Raw genomic sequence first — 18,692 nt, 5'->3', positions numbered from 1 at the left:
TTTCTATTTTAAATTTTGAATTTTAAATTTTAAATTTTGTTGAATTTTAAGTAATACGAAATCATTTAAAATTCATCATTTATAATTTAAAATAATTAATTTCTCAACGGTTTCCCTTTCGTTAACATGTGCTGAATTCTTTCTAATGTTTTTCTTTCTGTACACAAACTCAAGAATGCTTCGCGTTCTAGGTCTAATAAGTATTGCTCAGAAACAAATGACGCCTCAGATAAATCACCACCAGCCATGACATAGGCTAGTTTATTGGCAATTTTTTTATCATGTTCAGAGATGTATTTTCCAGCTTCCATTTGGTCTGTTCCTACTAAGAACATTCCCAATGCTTGTTTTCCTAAAACCTTTACATCCGTTCTGCGAATTGGTTGTGTGTAACCAGCTTCAGCCATAATCAAAGCGTGCTTTTTAGCTTCAGCGATCTGACGGTCTTTGTTAACCACAATTAAATCTTTACCGTGTTGCAAAAGTCCAGTGTCAAAAGCTTCATAACCAGAAGTCGACACCTTAGCCATTGCAATTGTTAAGAAATACTCTTGCAAAACGTTCAATTCCACGTCATTTTTATGAAACAAGTCAGACGCTCTTAATGCTAGTTCTTTTGAACCACCACCACCAGGAATCACACCAACTCCAAACTCAACCAATCCCATATACGTTTCTGCAGCTGCAATAACTTTGTCAGCATGCAAGCTCATTTCGCAACCACCACCAAAGGTCATTCCGTGTGGCGCTACAACAACAGGAATTCCTGAGTAACGAACGCGCATCATAGTGTCTTGGAACATTTTGATCGCCATATTTAATTCATCGTATTCTTGCTCAACAGCCATCATAAAAATCATTCCAATGTTGGCTCCAACAGAGAAATTGGCTGCTTGATTCCCAATTACTAAACCTTGGTATTCTTTTTCAGATAAATCGATTGCTTTGTTAATGGCTTGTAAAACATCGCCACCAATGGTATTCATTTTAGATTGGAATTCTAAATTCAAAATTCCATCTCCTAAATCTTGTATAATTGCACCGCTATTGCTCCACACTTTTTTGCTTTCGCGAATGTTGTTCAAGATGATAAATGCATCTTGTCCGGGAACTTTAGTTTGCGATTTCGTAGGAATATTATAAAAATAAGTTGCGCCTCCTTTGATGGTGTAAAAACTTGTATTACCAGCAGCCAACATTTCAGTTACCCACGCGGCAGGCTCTAAACCTTCTGCTTGCATCATTTCTATTCCCTCTTCAACACCAATAGCATCCCAGATTTCAAATGGACCATTTTCCCATCCAAAACCCGCTTTCATGGCATCGTCAATTTTATATACTTCGTCTGAAATTTCAGGAATTCTATTAGAAACATAAGCAAACATTCCAGCGAAGCTCTTGCGGTAAAATTCACCTGCTTTGTCTTTTCCTTTAACCAAAACTTTAAAACGATCAATTGGTTTATCAATAGTTTTAGTTAATTCTAAAGTTGCAAAAGAAGCTTTTTTAGCCGAACGGTATTCTAGAGTATCTAAGTCTAGGGTAAGAATTTCTTTTCCTTCTTTTTTATAAAAACCTTGTCCGCTTTTACTACCCAACCATATATTTTCCATCATTTTGTTTACAAAATCAGGAAGTTTAAATAAGTCGTGTTGCTCGTCGTTCGGACAGTTTTCGTAAATACCGTTGGCAACATGTACCAAAGTATCTAAACCTACCACATCAACCGTACGGAAAGTAGCCGATTTTGGTCGACCAATTACTGGACCAGTCAATTTATCCACTTCTTCAATCGTTAATCCCATCTCTTTTACCAAATGAAACAAACTCTGAATGCCGTAAATACCAATTCTATTTCCAATAAAAGCTGGAGTATCTTTAGCCACAACCGACGTTTTTCCTAAGAATTTTTCACCGTATATGGTAAGAAAGTCCAGTACTCCAGTTGCAGTTTGTGGTCCGGGAATTATTTCGAATAATTTTAAGTAACGTGCTGGGTTAAAAAAGTGAGTTCCGCAGAAGTGTTTTTGAAAATCTTCGCTTCTTCCTTCGCTCATAAAATGAATCGGAATTCCCGAAGTATTTGAAGTAATTAAGGTTCCAGGCTTGCGGAACTGCTCAATTTGGTCAAAAACCAATTTTTTAATATCCAATCGCTCAACTACTACTTCAATAATCCAATCTACACCAGCAATCTTTGCCATGTCATCAGTTGTATTTCCAGTAGTAATTCTGCTTGCAAATTTTTGACTGTAAATAGGAGAGGGCTTCGATTTTAAGGCCGTCATTAAATGGTCATTCACTAAACGATTGCGAACTACTTTATCTTCTAATGTTAATCCTTTTTTAGTTTCAGCATCTGTTAATTCGCGCGGAATAATGTCTAATAATAAAACTTCCACACCAATGTTTGCAAAATGGCAAGCGATTCCTGAACCCATGATTCCGGATCCTACTACGGCAACTTTTTTAATTGTGCGTTTCATAAGTATTTTTTAATTTTTTTGTATTGGAAAAAGTGCTTTACTCAATTTTATTCAATTGCGGCACTTTCGTTGTCTTTCTGAGTAAATATATTTTTCTCTGCGATCAGTTCATTTATAATTTCTGCTACTTCAAAAAAATGCTCCAATTTTTCAGGAGATACATTTTGTTTGATGGTTTCATTAAATTTTAGAACTGTATTTTTAGATAACTCTCTTTTTTCTTTTCCAAATTCCGTTAAGTATATTAAAACACCTCTTCCGTCGGTTGGATTTTTTTTACGTACAATTAAACCTTTGTCTTCCATTGATTTTAAAGTCCGTGTTAAACTAGTTGCTTCCATTCCCATGCGTGGTCCAAGGGCGGTTGAAGGTGTCCCAACTTCTTTGTCAATACTTAACAATGCAAATCCTGTGGCCATAGTTGCTTCATACTTTGAAGCTTCTTCATTGTACATCCGGGAAACTGCTTGCCAAGTTGCTCTCAGTATATAGTCTATTGTTTTTTCTTTCATCTATGCACGTATTATCGTTAGGTATCACAATTTAAGGACTCGTTTATACCTTATTTGATCGTTATAGTGCTTAATCAACTATATCGATTTCAAATATACTAAATAAATACTATGCATGCATAATAAAAATACTTAAAATTTTTGTTTTGTTGAAAAAAAAATGATTTTCAATATTTTAAGTGTGAAATTTAGTGAAATTTAGCATTTATTTTTCGATTATCGAGCATTCCTTCAGTTAGATAATTGTTAAATCTATTTTTAAGAAGTTGCATGATTATTTTTTAAAATTGCTTCTCTCTCAAAAAAATTTAGGCATAGAAAAAGGCTGTCTTTATAGGACAGCCTTTTGTATTAATATCAACCAAGTACTTTTAATTATGAATGTAAATTTTGTCGTACAGCGCTTTGTAGATTTCTTTTACGATTTTACGCTTCAATTTTAAAGTAGGAGTCAAGTGACCGCCTTCAATAGACCAAACATCTGGCGTCAATTCAAAACGTTTTATTTGCTCCCAATGTCCGAATTTTTTATTTATTTCGTTGATTTCTTCTTGAATTCGTTCGATAACTTTTTCATTCGTAACTATTTCTTCATTGGTTTTACCCACTTGAATTTTATGAATTTTAGCCCATTCTTTTACGAACTCAAAATTAGGTTGAATAAAAGCCGCTGGCATTTTTTCACCTTCACCAATAACCATAATTTGCTCAATGAAACGAGATTGTTTCATCATATTTTCAATCATCTGAGGCGCAATATATTTTCCACCCGAAGTTTTAAACATTTCCTTTTTACGATCGGTAATTTTTAAGAAACCATCTTTATCTATTTCTCCTATGTCTCCCGTGTGAAAGTAGCCGTCTATAATTGCTTCAGCAGTTTTTTCGGGATCTTTAAAGTAGCCCAACATGACGTTTGGTCCTTTGCATAAAATTTCTCCATCAGCAGCAATTTTAACTTCTACATTCGGAATAATTTTACCAACGGTTCCCACTCTAAAACCTTTGTTCCTTTGATCGTTTACCGCAATTACTGGAGAAGTTTCAGATAAACCGTAGCCCTCCATAACTGGAATTTCGGCTGCAGCAAAAACGCGAGACAAACGAGTTTGCAGAGCGGCACTACCAGAGACCATTAAATCTAGGTTTCCACCCAAACCTTCTTTCCATTTACTGAAAATAAGTTTACGTGCAATGGAAAGTTGAAATTCATACCAAGCACCATTTGCTCCGTAAGGTTCATATCTTAATCCTAAGTCGATAGCCCAAAAGAATAATTTTTTCTTGATACCAGTTAACTCAGCTCCTTTCGTATATATTTTGTCGTATACTTTTTCTAAAAGTCTTGGTACTGCTGTCATCACAGTCGGACGAACTTCTTTTAAGTTGTCGCTAATCTTTTCGATAGATTCACCAAAATAAACAGATACACCATAATATTGGTATAAATATAAAATCATGCGTTCAAAAATATGACAAATAGGTAAGAAACTCAATGCGACACTATTACCAGCTTCAAACGGAATTCTAGTGGCGCTATTTAGTACATTACTAACGATATTTTGGTGCGACAACATGACACCTTTTGGGCGTCCTGTTGTTCCAGAAGTATAAATAATAGTAGCCATATCATCAGTTTTAATACTGTCTTTCAATGCTTCTACTTCTGGTTGGTTGCTTTCATCTTTACCTAAGTCTACTACTTCTGTCCAGTTTTTACAACCAGCAATTTTGTTAAAGGAATAAACTTCTTTTAAAGAAGAAACTTTGTCTTTAATTTCCATCACTTTGTTAAACACTTCTTCATCAGAAACAAATACATACGAACTTTCGCTATGATTTAAAATGTATTCGTAATCGTCGGCAGAAATTGTTGGATAAATCGGCACCGTTTGCGCTCCTGTTTGAAGCACTCCAATGTCCATAATATGCCATTCAGTTCTGTTATTTGAGGTAATTAAAGCAATTTTTTGATCTTTTTGCACGCCCATTTTAAGCAAACCTCTAGATATAGCGTTTGCTTGTGCAATATATTCGTCGGTAGATGTTTTCTCCCAAACTCCATTCTGTTTGGTTACTAAGGCGTCTTGTTTGTTGTATTTTTCTTTTTGATAATATGGGAAATCAAAAAGTCTTGTAATTGTAACCATAGCATGAAGTATTAGATTTGGATTGCAAATTAAATAAAATTAACGATAATTGTTATTTTTCTAACAATAAAAAGAAAAATTTAGCGGCATTGGCAAAAAGTACCAAAAACTATCGAATTTAAAGTTAATTATTTGTTGATGAGATAAAATTCTGAAGGTTTTTTAAATCAGATTGCTACTTTAATTTGTTTTTTAGGTTCGCTGTATTCGCGTTCAACTCTTCTTCTGTGTAGCTTTTTACCCGTTCTCCCAAGATAAACATTTTCATCTTACTAAAATGTATCGAATATTGCACCTCATTCCAGTTGTCTTCTCCATCATTTTTGTACCAAAGCGGATAGACGGCACTATTAAATCCTTCGGTAATATGCGGAATACCGATGTTTGAACATTCAATTCCCCAAGTCATAGCAGTTTGTGGTTTGTCGTGCAACTGAAAGATTCCACTTCCATTTTCGTTAAGTTGAATTACAGGTTCTTTTTTATTGTTAAAAAGATACGTGCCCGAAATAGGATATCCAATAACTGTAGTAATAAAGCGTGTTTTATTGTTCACTTCGATTTGATCGACTTTGATTTGTGCAAAAGTAGAAGTAGCCACTAAGATAAGAAGTGAAAAAAGTAATTTTCTAAGAGTCATAAAATGTAGGTTAGATGGGGTTTGGTATTAAATATTTGTTTGTTATCAATTTTTTTAGGAACGCAAATCTAGTAAAATAAGATTAAACGGCTAACCAAAAGCGACGCGGAATTGTGCAACAGCTTTTTATAAGATTAATGGTGAGTGCGTTAAAAAATAAAGGTCGATTCGTGATCTTTATTTTTGTAAGAGTTGTATGTTTTTTTTTCTTAATAACACTAGTGAAAGTTGTATTACAGAAAAGTAATTCTTGAAAGATTAGCACTTGTTTATCTAATTTTATTAAAAAACGACTATAAAAAAATTACTATAAAATTATTTCGTTTATGCGTTTCTCTTGATTTTGCGAATCATGCTCAAGAATTTATTTAATACATTTATAAAAAAAATATGCGTTACTTTTTTTATCTTTTGATAGTGACCTTTGCTCTTACAATGGTTGGCTGTAGTTCTACAAAAATTACAGGTCAGCCGTATTTTACTGCTCCCATACCTCAAGAAACATCGACACCGAAGTTGAATATTTTTGTTCCGAAGAATATTAAGTTTGATGCTCCAGTTTTAATCTTTGTTCATGGCGGGAATTGGAATAGCGGAAAAAGGAGCACTTACAATTTACTGGGTAGAAATTTTGCAAAAAAAGGTATTATTACTGTTATTCCAGATTATACGTTAAGTCCCGCGGCTAACTATAACGAAATGACCGAACAAATTGCTGCTGTAATTAAGTGGACGCAAGCGCATAGTAAAGAATACAAAGGGAATGCTAAACACATTTTTATATCGGGACATTCTGCAGGAGGTCAATTAGGAGCGCTAGCAGTTATGAATTCGAAATACGGAATTGATCCGCAAACAGTTTCGGGAATAATTTTAAATGATGCTGCAGGATTGGATATGGAGAGTTACTTAACGAAAATTCCGCCGACGAAAGAGAACGATTATTTGGCTACTTGGACTGCCAATCCTGAAAATTGGAAAGACGCTTCGCCTATTTATTTTATTGATAAAAACACGCCGACGCTCTTCATTTATGTTGGCAAGAAAACCTATACTTCTATTAAAGAAGGAAATGCTAATTTTTTGAAAGCTTTGCAACCGTTTCAACCCGAAGTGAGTCCAGTTTATTTGAATAAAAAACACATTCCGATGGTTGTGCAATATTTTTTTCCGTGGAGCCATCGCTTTGATGAGATAAGCGATTTTATAAAAAAGAATAGCAATTAGAATTTGCCATAATCTAGGGTTGCAAAAGTATACGTAGAGATTTGCACTATATCTTCTTAATTTCCTTTGCTGTTTCGTTTAGTCAAGTTAATGACTGGATGAGATAAAAGTTGTTTTTTCATTTCATTTCATTTATAGTAGTGAAAATAAACAGCAGTGTACAGTTGGTTTGCGTGAGGGATGGAAGCGATATCCTTTTTGTGCCGATTTTTATCGGGACAAAAAGATATAGTGTACAGCCCGACAGCATGGCTAAAAAAGAGCGCCTCACCGCAAAGTAGATGGCTCTTTTTAAGCCATGGTGGCACGCCCAAATTATAATTATACTATAAAAAAAAGCGGCAAATATAAATTTACCGCTTTTTGTATCGTGTTTATTATGCTGAAAATTATTTGTTTTCAAGCCATTTTCTTGCATTTACAAACGCTTCATGCCAAGGAGAAACTTCGTCGTTTCTGTCTTTTGGATAATGCGCCCAGTTCCACTGGTAAGTGGAGCGCTCAATGTGCGGCATCGTTACCAAATGGCGTCCTGTAAGGTCGCAAAGCATGGCTACATCGTAGTGTGAGCCGTTTGGATTGGCAGGATAACCTTCGTAAGCATATTTACCAACAATGTGGTAGCGCTCTTCGCCCAATGGCAATTCGAATTTTCCTTCTCCGTGTGAAACCCAAACTCCCAAGGTGGTTCCAGCCAAGCTAGACAACATTACTGAGTTGTTTTGCTGCACTTTTACCGAGGTAAAGATACTTTCGTGTTTGTTGCTGTCGTTGTACAACATTTTTGGCATTTGTTCGTGCTCTGAGTGGATCAGTTCCAATTCGACGAACAATTGACAGCCGTTGCAAATTCCGACTGATAAAGTGTCTTCTCTTTTGAAGAAGTTGTTTAAGGCCGTATGTGCTTTTTCGTTGTATTTGAATGCACCTGCCCAACCTTTGGCAGAGCCTAAAACGTCTGAGTTAGAGAAACCTCCAACTGCTCCGATGAACTGAATGTCTTCTAGATTTTCACGTCCTGAGATTAAATCGGTCATGTGAATGTCTTTGACATCAAAACCAGCTAAATACATGGCATTTGCCATTTCACGTTCAGAATTACTTCCTTTCTCACGAAGAATAGCGGCAATTGGTCTTGGTTTTGTAGGATCGATTTCTGGTTTTTTTCCCGTAAAATGTGTTGGAAAAGTATACTGTAACGGTTGATTTTTATAATTGTCGAAACGCTTTTGCGCCATTCCGTTTTTAGATTGTTTTTGGTCTAATAAAAACGAAGTTTTAAACCAAATGTCTCTGTATCTCGCAATGTCTAATTTGCAAGGTCCAAAGTCCAAAGACGCATCGGTAGTGACATGTCCTAATTTATAAAAAGAAACTCCTTTAGCGTTTAATACAGTTTCTAAATGTGCATCTTCTTTGGCTTGGAAAACGATTCCGATGTTTTCTGAAAATAAATATTTGATAATGTCTTTCTCTTCAAAAACAGAGAAATTTATTTTTGCACCCAAGTTTACATCTGCAAAACACATTTCTAATAAAGTCGTGATTAAACCACCGCTACCAATATCGTGTCCTGCTAAAATTTGATCGTCTAAAATTAATTCTTGAACGGTATTGAAGGCTTTTTTGAAGAAAGCAGCATCTTTGATAGTTGGTGTTTCGTTACCAATGGCATTTAAAGTCTGTGCAAAAGACGAACCTCCTAATTTGAAATCATCTTGCGATAAATTGATGTAATAAATAGAACCGCCGTCTTTTTGTAAAACGGGTTCTACAACTTTTCTAATATCAGTACAGTTTCCGCCTGCTGAAATAATAACCGTTCCTGGCGCAATTACTTCGTCATTTGGATATTTTTGTTTCATTGAAAGCGAATCTTTTCCGGTTGGAATATTGATTCCCAATTGGATTGCAAATTCTGAGCAAGCTTCAACTGCAGCGTACAAACGTGCATCTTCGCCTTCGTTTTTACAAGCCCACATCCAGTTGGCCGAAAGTGAAATTCCGTCCATTCCGTCTTTAATTGGCGCCCAAACAATATTAGATAATGATTCGGCAATCGCATTTCTACTTCCTGCAACAGGATCAATTAAAGCTGAGATAGGAGCATGCCCAATTGAAGTAGCAATTCCCTCTTTTCCTTGGTAATCCAAAGCCATTACACCTACATTGTTCAAAGGCAATTGTAGCGGTCCAGCTGTTTGTTGTTTGGCTACTTTTCCGCCTACACAACGGTCTACTTTGTTCGTTAACCAGTCTTTACAAGCGACAGCTTCTAACTGCAAAACATCTTCTAAATAAGTTGCTATGTTTCGAACGCTGTACTCTAAAGCCGGATAATTGTAAACAATAGTTTTGTCGTTCATTATCGTTTTTGGCGAACTCCCGAAGAAATCTTCCAGCGCATAATCCATTGGTTTCTCGCCAGTAGATTTAGACTCAAAAGTAAAACGATGATCGCTTGTAACATCGCCCACTTCATAAATAGGTGAACGCTCTCTATCGGCAATTCGGTGTAAAATACCCAAATCTTTGGTGCCAATAACCAATCCCATTCTTTCTTGAGATTCGTTACCAATAATTTCTTTGGCAGATAATGTTGGATCTCCAACAGGCAATTTATCTAAATCGATTAAACCACCAGTTTCTTCGACCAACTCAGACAGACAGTTTAAGTGTCCACCTGCGCCGTGATCGTGAATCGAAACAATAGGATTGTGATCGCTTTCTACCAAACCACGAATGGCATTGGCAGCACGTTTTTGCATTTCTGGATTCGAACGCTGAATGGCATTCAACTCTATTCCTGAACCGAAAGCGCCAGTATCTGCAGACGAAACCGCAGCACCACCCATTCCGATTCTATAATTTTCTCCACCTAAAATGACGATTTTGTCGCCTTCTTGTGGTTTTTTCTTAATTGCTTGGTCTAATTTTCCGTAACCAATTCCACCTGCTTGCATGATCACTTTGTCGTAACCAATTTTGCGATTGTTTTCTTCATGTTCGAAGGTTAAAACAGAACCAGTAATTAATGGTTGGCCAAATTTATTTCCGAAATCAGAAGCACCGTTAGACCCTTTGATTAAAATATCCATTGGGGTTTGGTACAACCATTTTCTTTCTTCCATGGCGTCTTCCCACTTTCTACCTTCGGTCAAACGAGAGTAAGAAGTCATATAAACCGCTGTTCCTGCTAATGGCAAAGATCCTTGCCCACCAGCCAAACGATCTCTGATTTCTCCTCCAGCACCAGTTGCAGCTCCGTTAAAAGGCTCTACCGTTGTTGGAAAATTATGTGTTTCTGCCTTTAATGAAATAACCGAATCAAATTCTTTTATTTCGTAAAAGTCAGCTTTGTCGGCTGTTTTTGGCGCAAATTGTTCAACTCTTGGTCCTTTTACAAAAGCCACATTGTCTTTGTATGCTGAAACGATTCCGTTTGGATTTTCTTGGGAAGTTTTTTTGATTAATTTGAATAAAGAAGTTTCTTTCTCTACACCATCAATTACAAAAGTTCCGTTGAAAATTTTGTGACGACAGTGCTCTGAATTTGCTTGTGAAAAAGCAAATATTTCAGAATCTGTTAATTTGCGACCTAATTTAGTCGATAAATTGTTCAAATAATCTTCTTCCTCAGTGCTTAAAGCCAAACCTTCTTGTTTGTTGTAAGCAGCGATATCATCAATTTCTAAAATAGGTTCGGGTTGAATGTGGATGCTAAAAATTTCCTGATTCAACGCGCTGTACTTTTGAGAAAGCATGGGATCGAAATCAGTAAAATCTTCTGTAACATAGAAAAATTCCTCTATTCTAATGATGCCCGAAATGGCCATATTTTGCGTAATTTCAACAGCATTAGTACTCCAAGGAGTAATCATTGCGGCGCGAGGTCCAACAAAAAAATCCGTCAATGCGGATTTTTCAATTTTATGTGCGTCGGCAAAAAGCCAGTTCAATTTTGAAATGTCTTGAGCTGAAATTTCGTTTTCCGTATGTACGGCAAAAACAGTTTTGCTTTGGTTTTCAAAGAAATGAATCATCGTTGTGAAGTTTGTTGTATTTCGGTGCAAATTTACGTTATTTTTTCAATCTCACAAAGGCCAAAAACAGCAAAGTTATGTGTGCAGTTTTTTAGTTGTGATTCGTGGGTTTATCTTTGCTTTATTGCTGCTTTCGAAAAGATTAGCTCAGTAGACGCGAAGCTTTTACGCCTTTTAAAATTTAATTGGTGATTTATTCATTTCGATTAAAATATAGAATTGAATCTCCTGATTTTTAATCTTTTCTCTCTCGGAATCAATTGGATACACACTCAACTATTCCGTAATCTCATCGAAAACAAAGTCTGGTTTGCTAAAGTCAAAAGGAACCGTCTCATCAAAATAAGCAATTTTTAAAAAACTATGAACAAAGCCTTTTCCTAAAAGTAATTTACCATTTTCTTCTAAAAAAATAATTGGTTTTCTCCGCCATTCGCCGCCGCCGTAAGGTTTAAAGTGAAAAGTACCGCGAAGTGTATCTTTTTTAATTATACCCGTTACATCTCCTGAATCAATAAAAGCTTTTCCATTATACCGAATTTCATATTGACCATAAAATTTATTTTCTAGACGAATAATAGATAAATAGGCAGTATCTTGATTCGCAATAGCACGATAAAATTGTTTGTTTTTTTCATCGTGTTTCGCACAGCTGAAGATTAGATGTGTAATAAAAATCAATAAAAATACTCTTCTAATCATTTCTTTGCTAATTGTTTAGTTTGGTAAATAGTAAAAAGCTTAAATGAACTTTTTTGTGTACTTTGAATTACTGATTTTTTATCTTTTTTTGCGATACAATTGTGAAACTATTTCTTTTTTTCTGGAAAATCTCTACTTTGATACGCACCCAAATCGGGAGGAAGTGTTCTTGTGTTGCCCAAAATATCAGCCGAAATTAAATAAGCTGGATATCCTTTCGCGAAAGCGCTAGAGGTTCTATCGATGTACAACTGGTTTTTTGTCACGTTTAAGAATTGCGGACTTTCATTCAAAATTATATTTGCATAATGCTCACTATCAGCACCGATTTCTTTATTGGAAGATTTTAATAGACAGTTAGTGAATTTATAGTTAAATGTCACATTAGCGGCTTTATTAAGTCGCAATGCATCAGCATAAGTACTATAAATGATGCAATTGTTGAAAGCAGCTTCAAGTAAATCATTTGTATCATTTGAAGTGTTCTCTTTTAAATTACTAATGGAAACTGCCACTTGGTTATAGTTATTCCAATTGTTATTAAAAGTGCAGTGCGTAAATTCATAATTACCGCCAAAAGAACAAAATAAGTTCGCTTTTCCTGAATTATTAATGGCAATATTAGAACCTTTAATTTTTGCATTCTCAGCTAAAATGCCATAATTGACGCAATTATAAATTTGTGTGTTTTTAATTAAGGTTATTGTTTTATTGGTGTTTTGAATGTACAATCCTTCGGTTGCATTTTTTAGGGTCAGATGATTGATGGAATTGTTTAGACTTCCCTTTCCTAACCAAATTTTTCCCCATTGTCCAGCAATGTCATCGTAATTGGATTCTAACCGGTCGCCTTCAAAAATAATTTCGTGTTCTAAAAATTCAGTTGTAGAAACAAAGCCATTGATCTGTAAAGTAGCATTTTTTCCCACATAAATACCAGAATTGGCATGAAAATATACACGAGTTCCCGCTTGAAATTGAACCGTTTTATGTTCGGGAACCGATGCATATCCGTAAATAACATACGGTTTTTGCTTGGTAAAAATCAGTTCGTTCCCGTTTTCTGGATCATTTTCGTTCAGATAAAAACCTTCTATATTTTTATCTTCGATAGTAATGGTTTCTTTACTTCCATCTGCATTTTTAGATGGATATAAAAAAATGGCATCTTTAATTAAAGTCACCAAATCGACCACTTGCTGATTCGGGCCAGTGTCAAATAGAATTTTATCGGTATACAAAAAAGATTTAGGGTCCGCATCACTTATATCAGCCGTGGTTTCTATGAAAATAAAGAGACTGTCTTTGGCAAGTAATGTAACATTGCTGAAGACCCTTCCGTTCGTGCCAGACATGCCGTCAACGCTCATTCGATATTTTGAATTCAGTCCATTTTTAAACTGAATAGTCGGAATGGAAATGTCTTTTTTACTCTTATTATACACTTTCAGTTGATACGTACTTGAACCGATGTTTTTAAAAACGGTATCCAAATAAACCGTGTCTCTTGAAAAAAACAAGTCGCCTGAACTCGGTACAGTTTCGAAATCACTTCGACATGAGCTAATACAGCTAAGAAGTAGGATTGCGAGAAAAAGAAAAAGGGTCCGCATTGTTGTAAAGTTTATGTAAAAATAGAAAAAAACTAATTGCAGTACGTTTTGATTTAATTTTAGAAATACATTTAGACTTTGCTCGATTATCTTTTAGTAATTTTACGTTTCTAAAAACAAACTCAATGATATTTAGTAAAGAGCAAATTTTAGAATTTTGCAATCAGTTTTCAAAAAACACGTTGATGCAAACTCTACAAATTGAATATATAGATGCAGGCGAAGATTTTTTGGTGGCTAAAATGCCGGTCACTCCAGCGGTTCATCAACCGATGGGAATTTTACACGGAGGTGCTTCGGTTGCTTTGGCAGAAAGTGTGGGTAGTGCAGCTTCTCATTTTTTTATCAATCCAGAAAAGCAAGAAATTCGCGGAATCGAAATTTCGGCCAATCATCTAAAAAGTATTCGAGAAGGAGTTGTTTTTGGAACCGCAAAAATTATTCATAAAGGAAGATCATTGCATCTTTGGGAAATTAAAATTACAGATGAATCTGGAAATTTAATTTCGCTTTGCAAATTGACCAATATGGTTTTGGATAAAAAGCTAAAGTAATACGAGCAGATGAATGATTTTTTTGAAAAAATAAAAACACACAAAGCAAAAAACTTGCCTTTTGTGATGTACAGTAAACCCAATTCGGATACTGTTTGTGGACTTTTGCAAAATAACAATGCACTTTTTGAAGTGAACGATTTTTCAGAAAAAGGCTTTGTTTTTGCTTCTTTTGATAAAAGTAAAATGATTTTAATTCCAGAAAACGAATCTGAAATACTTACGACGCTATTCAATAAGAAAACAAATTTCACCATTCCAAGCAAAGATTCTGGCACAGATGAATCGGCTAAAATTCCGTTTGAAATTTTGGTTGAAAAAGGAATAAAAGCAATCGGTGCTGGAGCATTTAAAAAAGTAGTTTTATCTCGAAAAGAAGCAGTTTTGTTGACTGATTTCGATTGTATTGATACTTTTCAGAACCTGATTCAATTGTATCCTGCAACTTTTACCTATTGCTTTTATCATCCTAAGGTTGGTTTTTGGATGGGAGCCACGCCAGAGCAATTGCTTAAAGCATCAGAAAACACTTTTGAAACTACAGCTTTGGCGGGAACACAGCAAGCAAATGATACTTCGACTGAAATAGTTTGGCAACAAAAAGAGAAAGACGAACAACAGTATGTAACCGATTTTATTGTAAAACGCTTGCAAAATGTGGCATCGCAAATAACTGTTACGAAGCCATACAGTTTAAAAGCAGGTGCAATTTGGCACATTAAAACCGATATTTCGGGCGTTTTAAAAGAAGATTCTAGTTTGAAAGAAGTGGTTGATTTGTTACATCCAACGCCGGCGGTTTGTGGACTGCCAAAGGATAAGGCAATGGAATTTATTGTTGCCAATGAAAATTATATTCGGACGTTTTATACTGGGTTTTTAGGCGAACTGAACAGTAGTTTAACTTCAGTAACAAAAAGTTCTGATTTGTTTGTGAATCTTAGATGCATGCAAATAGAGAATGATAGCGCGATGCTATACATGGGTTGCGGGATTACTAAAGAAAGTATTCCCGAAAAAGAGTGGGAAGAAAGCGTGAATAAATCCATGACAATGAAGAAGGTTTTGTGGAAGGCAGAGAGATTAGCGCCAAGAAGCAAGATTTGAAATGCAGACGACAATACGCAGGAGTAATTAAGAAATAGATAGGAAAGAAAAACAAGAAAAATAATATAGTGGAAAATTGGGGAATTCATGAATTAATTTTTACCCTCAATTTTACCATACTTAAATATAAAAAGAATGAAATTAGACATATTAGCTTTTGGTGCACATCCAGATGACGTGGAATTGGGTTGTGCAGGGACAATTTTGAAAGAAGTTTCATTAGGTAAAAAAGTGGGAATCGTTGACTTGACTCGTGGGGAACTAGGAACTCGTGGTTCGGCGGAAATTAGGGATGAAGAAGCTGCTGCTGCCGCTGCGATTATGGGTGTGCAGGTGCGTGAGAATTTGCAATTCCGCGATGGTTTTTTTACAAATGATGAGCAACACCAATTGGAGATTATTAAAATGATACGAAAATACAAGCCTGAAACGGTTTTGTGCAATGCTATCGACGACAGACACATTGACCACGGAAAAGCAAGTAAATTAGTATCGGATGCTTGTTTTTTGTCGGGCTTAATGCGAATTGAAACCGAATTGGATGGACAAAAGCAACAGCACTGGAGACCAAAAGTGGTATATCATTACATTCAATGGAAGGATATCAAGCCTGATTTTGTTGTTGATATTACTGGTTTTGAGGAAAAAAAAATTGAAGCTGTTTTGGCGTATCAAACTCAGTTTTATGATAAAAATTCAGACGAGCCAGCAACGCCAATTACCAGTAAAAACTTTTTAGAAAGCTTAAATTATCGCGCGCAAGACCTAGGAAGACTGGTAGGTGTCGATTTTGCCGAAGGTTTTACAGTCGAAAGATATTTGGCTGTCAACAGCTTAGATGATTTGATCTAAAAAGACGATACTTTTTTTGATTTTTTGTTTGCAAAAGTAAACATTAGTTGTATATTTGCAACCGCTAAGGCAAATGGTGGTTGTAGCTCAGTTGGTTAGAGCATCGGTTTGTGGTACCGAGGGTCGCGGGTTCGAGCCCCGTCTTCCACCCAGAAAGCAAAAGCCTCTCAGAAATGAGAGGCTTTTTTTGTGGACTAATTTTTCGTTTGATATTTTTTAAAATTATAAAACGAAAACATAGATATATGTGAAATTTTGCAATTGAAAATATTACGAAAAAACCACGGTCTTATTGCTATAGACCATTGTTTTTCGCTGCGCATGTAGTTTGATAGCTCTCGCCAAAACAATCCGTTCTAAATCGCGACCTTTCATAATAAAATCTTCTACCGAATGAATGTGAGATACGCGAGTAATATCTTGCTCGATAATCGGACCTTCATCCAACTCCTCGGTAACATAGTGACTGGTTGCTCCAATAATTTTAACACCACGTTTAAAAGCCGCGTGATAGGGCTTTGCACCCTGAAATGCAGGTAAAAACGAATGGTGAATGTTTATTATTTTATTAGTGAATTTATTGATAATTGTAGGTGTAATAATTTGCATGTAACGTGCCAAAACGATAAAATTAATCTGGTAGCGTTCTAACAATTCCAACTGCAATCTTTCTCCTTCTTCTTTCGTTTCTTGCGTAAACGGAACATAATGAAACGGAATGTCGAAACGCTCAGCAACCGTTCGCAAATCATTGTGATTGCTAATAATTAGTGGAATTTCAACATTCAACTCTTCCGCGCTGTATCGCCCTAAAATATCAAATAAGCAATGGTCGTACTTACTGACGAACAAAGCCATTTTAGGTTTTTGTTCTTGGTTGTACATTTCCCATTGCATTCCAAAATCAGCAGCAATGGTTTGGCCAAAATCAGGTTTAATCGTTTCAAGTGTGTTTTTAACGTTTGTTAATTCGCATTCCAAACGCATAAAAAACACATTTTGCTCGTGATCTACATGCTGATCAATGTAGGTAATATTTCCTGCAATTTTTAAGATGTAATTGGTAACGGCTGCAATAATTCCTTTTTGATCTTTACAATGAATTAGTATTGTTATTTTTTGCATTGCGGTGGTTTGTGTAATTTATAGTTTTTTGGTTTATTTGCGATCCTGCATGGCAAAAACTTGCTTTAATAAAGGTGAAGTTCTTGCATTTAAGTTGGTTCGAATGTTTTTTTCTTCTACAGAAATCATCTTAAAAACACCAGTCATCGCTTGACTGGTCACATAATCTGTCAAATCTGGATTAACATCTTTCGTCAGCGGTAAACTGTTGTATTTGGTAATTATGTTCTTCCAAATTTTATCAGCACCTACTTTACTAAAAGAGTTTTGTACCACAGGACTAAATTTGCTGTACAATACTGTAGAGGTAGTTCCTTGCAAATAGGCAGTCGCCGCAGAATCATTCCCCAATAAAATATTTTTGGCATCCGTAAATGTCATTTTTTTAACAGCATCCACAAAAATCGGCGTAGCTTCTTTAACCGCGTCTTCAGCCGCACGATTCATCACTTTAATGCCTTCGTCTGCCAAAGAACTCAAACCAAATTTGCGCAAGGTCGCATCGACTTTTTGTAATTCTTCGGGCATCAAAATTTTTACTAAATCATTTTTATAAAAGCCATCAACGGCAGTTAACTTAGTGACTTGTTGAGTAATTCCTTTATTCAAGGCTTCTTTTAAGCCAGATCCGATGTCAATGCCGGACGCACTTTTTACCTGTGCTAATTCTCGTATTTGTGTCAATGTTGGGTATGTTTGGGCGCAAGATGCAATCGTAAAGCCCAACATCAAAAAGATAATTTTTTTCATTCTAGATTATTTATAAGAGTTTCAAATTTACTATTTATTCAAAATAAAAGCACACGAATTACAACAAGAGCAGAATTATTTGTGTTTTTACTATTAGTTGTCTCGCTGTACACTATATCCGCGCAAAAAAAAGCGCGGGATGCCGTTTCAATCAGGTCTAAGTCTGGGGTTTTGTACTTTTATTTACTTATTTTAAAATGTTTCAGTAGCACTGATTCGTCTGTTACATTTTGATCATTTGCGCTTTTTAACGCGACTTGTAGTTCTCCAAATTATTCAATTCTTGTTCAATTTGTCTAATCCACTGTTCTTGTGATTCAGTATTGCCGTAAACTTGGTTGTCATAGTCTACTTGCATTTTTTTCCAAGCCCTAGTATTTACATCATAAACTTTATTGTAGTTCTGTACCGAATTGTCATTTCTAGCAGCCAAGCTGTCAAACGCCTTTCTAATTTTTCTGGCATATAACTCTGTAATATTAAAATGAAGTTGCTCGTGCGCTAAAACAGCTTTTTTGTCGGTTTTAGTCCAAGAATTTTGTTTGGAAAAGGCAGCTTCAACGGTGTAATTACTAATTCTATTTTTAGAATATTGATAGCTTATTTTGATATTCGACGAAGTTTCAGCAACTTTATTGGAGTTTGCATCTCTCCGTCTTCCCTGAAAATCGTTCCAGATTAATTTTCGATTGCTAGACCAAATAATTTTGTCTCTTTCGTCAGCAATAGTTGTTGCTGTTGATAATTCGAAAGGTATGTTTGAACTACAAATAAAAAGTAGTAGAAAATAGAATGTCATTTGCTTCATCATATTATTTTTTGCTTTCAGTAAAAAGTAGCGTATCTTTAAGAGTAGGCGATCTGTTTTTACAATTAAATTGATATATGCCAAAAACTGAGCCACATTATAAAGAATTTAATTTTTTTATTT

General features: G+C 35.4%; 14 protein-coding genes and 1 tRNA gene. 5 read left to right on the top strand and 10 right to left on the bottom strand.

Annotated elements, in window-relative coordinates; all coding sequences use genetic code 11:
• Window positions 1-95: 95 nt before the first annotated feature.
• From ACRASX_RS00630 to ACRASX_RS00615, 4 genes are all read right to left on the bottom strand, one after another.
• Entirely contained in the window at window positions 96-2,486 is a 2,391-nt protein-coding gene (locus tag ACRASX_RS00630) for a 3-hydroxyacyl-CoA dehydrogenase NAD-binding domain-containing protein (protein ID WP_432222075.1), read from the bottom strand.
• A 47-nt stretch (window positions 2,487-2,533) separates the two neighbouring features.
• Complete coding sequence (locus ACRASX_RS00625; protein WP_066309767.1) at window positions 2,534-2,998, bottom strand: MarR family winged helix-turn-helix transcriptional regulator; 465 nt, start codon at window positions 2,996-2,998, stop codon at window positions 2,534-2,536.
• Window positions 2,999-3,369: 371 nt separating this feature from the next.
• Window positions 3,370-5,148: an AMP-dependent synthetase/ligase gene (locus ACRASX_RS00620; protein ID WP_432222074.1), complete on the bottom strand. Its 1,779-nt coding sequence runs from the start codon at window positions 5,146-5,148 to the stop codon at window positions 3,370-3,372.
• Between the two features lie 175 nt (window positions 5,149-5,323).
• On the bottom strand, window positions 5,324-5,788 hold the full coding sequence (locus tag ACRASX_RS00615) for a hypothetical protein (protein ID WP_066309762.1): 465 nt from the start codon (window positions 5,786-5,788) through the stop codon (window positions 5,324-5,326).
• A gap of 390 nt (window positions 5,789-6,178) precedes the next feature.
• Here ACRASX_RS00615 and ACRASX_RS00610 point away from each other — a divergent pair, with 390 nt between their 5' ends.
• Window positions 6,179-7,015: an alpha/beta hydrolase gene (locus ACRASX_RS00610; RefSeq protein ID WP_432222073.1), complete on the top strand. Its 837-nt coding sequence runs from the start codon at window positions 6,179-6,181 to the stop codon at window positions 7,013-7,015.
• Between the two features lie 389 nt (window positions 7,016-7,404).
• On the opposite strand, the gene purL is transcribed toward ACRASX_RS00610, so the two are convergent.
• From purL to ACRASX_RS00595, 3 genes are all read right to left on the bottom strand, one after another.
• Window positions 7,405-11,058, bottom strand: a complete 3,654-nt coding sequence (gene purL / locus ACRASX_RS00605; protein WP_432222072.1) for a phosphoribosylformylglycinamidine synthase — start codon at window positions 11,056-11,058, stop codon at window positions 7,405-7,407.
• A 276-nt stretch (window positions 11,059-11,334) separates the two neighbouring features.
• Window positions 11,335-11,760: a hypothetical protein gene (locus ACRASX_RS00600; protein WP_432222071.1), complete on the bottom strand. Its 426-nt coding sequence runs from the start codon at window positions 11,758-11,760 to the stop codon at window positions 11,335-11,337.
• Between the two features lie 107 nt (window positions 11,761-11,867).
• Window positions 11,868-13,280: a hypothetical protein gene (locus ACRASX_RS00595; protein WP_432222070.1), complete on the bottom strand. Its 1,413-nt coding sequence runs from the start codon at window positions 13,278-13,280 to the stop codon at window positions 11,868-11,870.
• 218 nt (window positions 13,281-13,498) lie between these two features.
• Here ACRASX_RS00595 and ACRASX_RS00590 point away from each other — a divergent pair, with 218 nt between their 5' ends.
• The 4 genes from ACRASX_RS00590 (at window position 13,499) to ACRASX_RS00575 (ending at window position 16,037) form a co-directional block, all read left to right on the top strand.
• On the top strand, window positions 13,499-13,927 hold the full coding sequence (locus ACRASX_RS00590) for a PaaI family thioesterase (protein ID WP_432222069.1): 429 nt from the start codon (window positions 13,499-13,501) through the stop codon (window positions 13,925-13,927).
• Between the two features lie 9 nt (window positions 13,928-13,936).
• On the top strand, window positions 13,937-15,034 hold the full coding sequence (locus ACRASX_RS00585; protein ID WP_432222068.1) for a chorismate-binding protein: 1,098 nt from the start codon (window positions 13,937-13,939) through the stop codon (window positions 15,032-15,034).
• 135 nt (window positions 15,035-15,169) lie between these two features.
• Window positions 15,170-15,886, top strand: coding sequence for a bacillithiol biosynthesis deacetylase BshB1 (gene bshB1 / locus ACRASX_RS00580; protein ID WP_432222067.1), 717 nt, complete (start codon window positions 15,170-15,172; stop codon window positions 15,884-15,886).
• A gap of 75 nt (window positions 15,887-15,961) precedes the next feature.
• A tRNA-His gene (locus ACRASX_RS00575) sits at window positions 15,962-16,037 on the top strand.
• Between the two features lie 119 nt (window positions 16,038-16,156).
• Here ACRASX_RS00575 and purU read toward each other — a convergent pair.
• From purU to ACRASX_RS00560, 3 genes are all read right to left on the bottom strand, one after another.
• Window positions 16,157-17,011 carry a formyltetrahydrofolate deformylase gene (purU, locus tag ACRASX_RS00570; protein ID WP_432222066.1) on the bottom strand — a complete coding sequence of 285 codons (855 nt, stop codon included), beginning with the start codon at window positions 17,009-17,011 and terminating at the stop codon, window positions 16,157-16,159.
• Window positions 17,012-17,044: 33 nt separating this feature from the next.
• Entirely contained in the window at window positions 17,045-17,761 is a 717-nt protein-coding gene (locus tag ACRASX_RS00565; RefSeq protein ID WP_432222065.1) for a DUF4197 domain-containing protein, read from the bottom strand.
• A gap of 247 nt (window positions 17,762-18,008) precedes the next feature.
• Window positions 18,009-18,653, bottom strand: a complete 645-nt coding sequence (locus ACRASX_RS00560; RefSeq protein WP_432222064.1) for a DUF922 domain-containing protein — start codon at window positions 18,651-18,653, stop codon at window positions 18,009-18,011.
• Between the last annotated feature and the right edge of the window lie 39 nt (window positions 18,654-18,692).

Origin of the sequence: Flavobacterium sp. TMP13, assembly GCF_050847115.1 — a bacterium.
GTDB lineage: Bacteria > Bacteroidota > Bacteroidia > Flavobacteriales > Flavobacteriaceae > Flavobacterium.
This window is presented reverse-complemented; position numbering and strand designations above follow the sequence as displayed.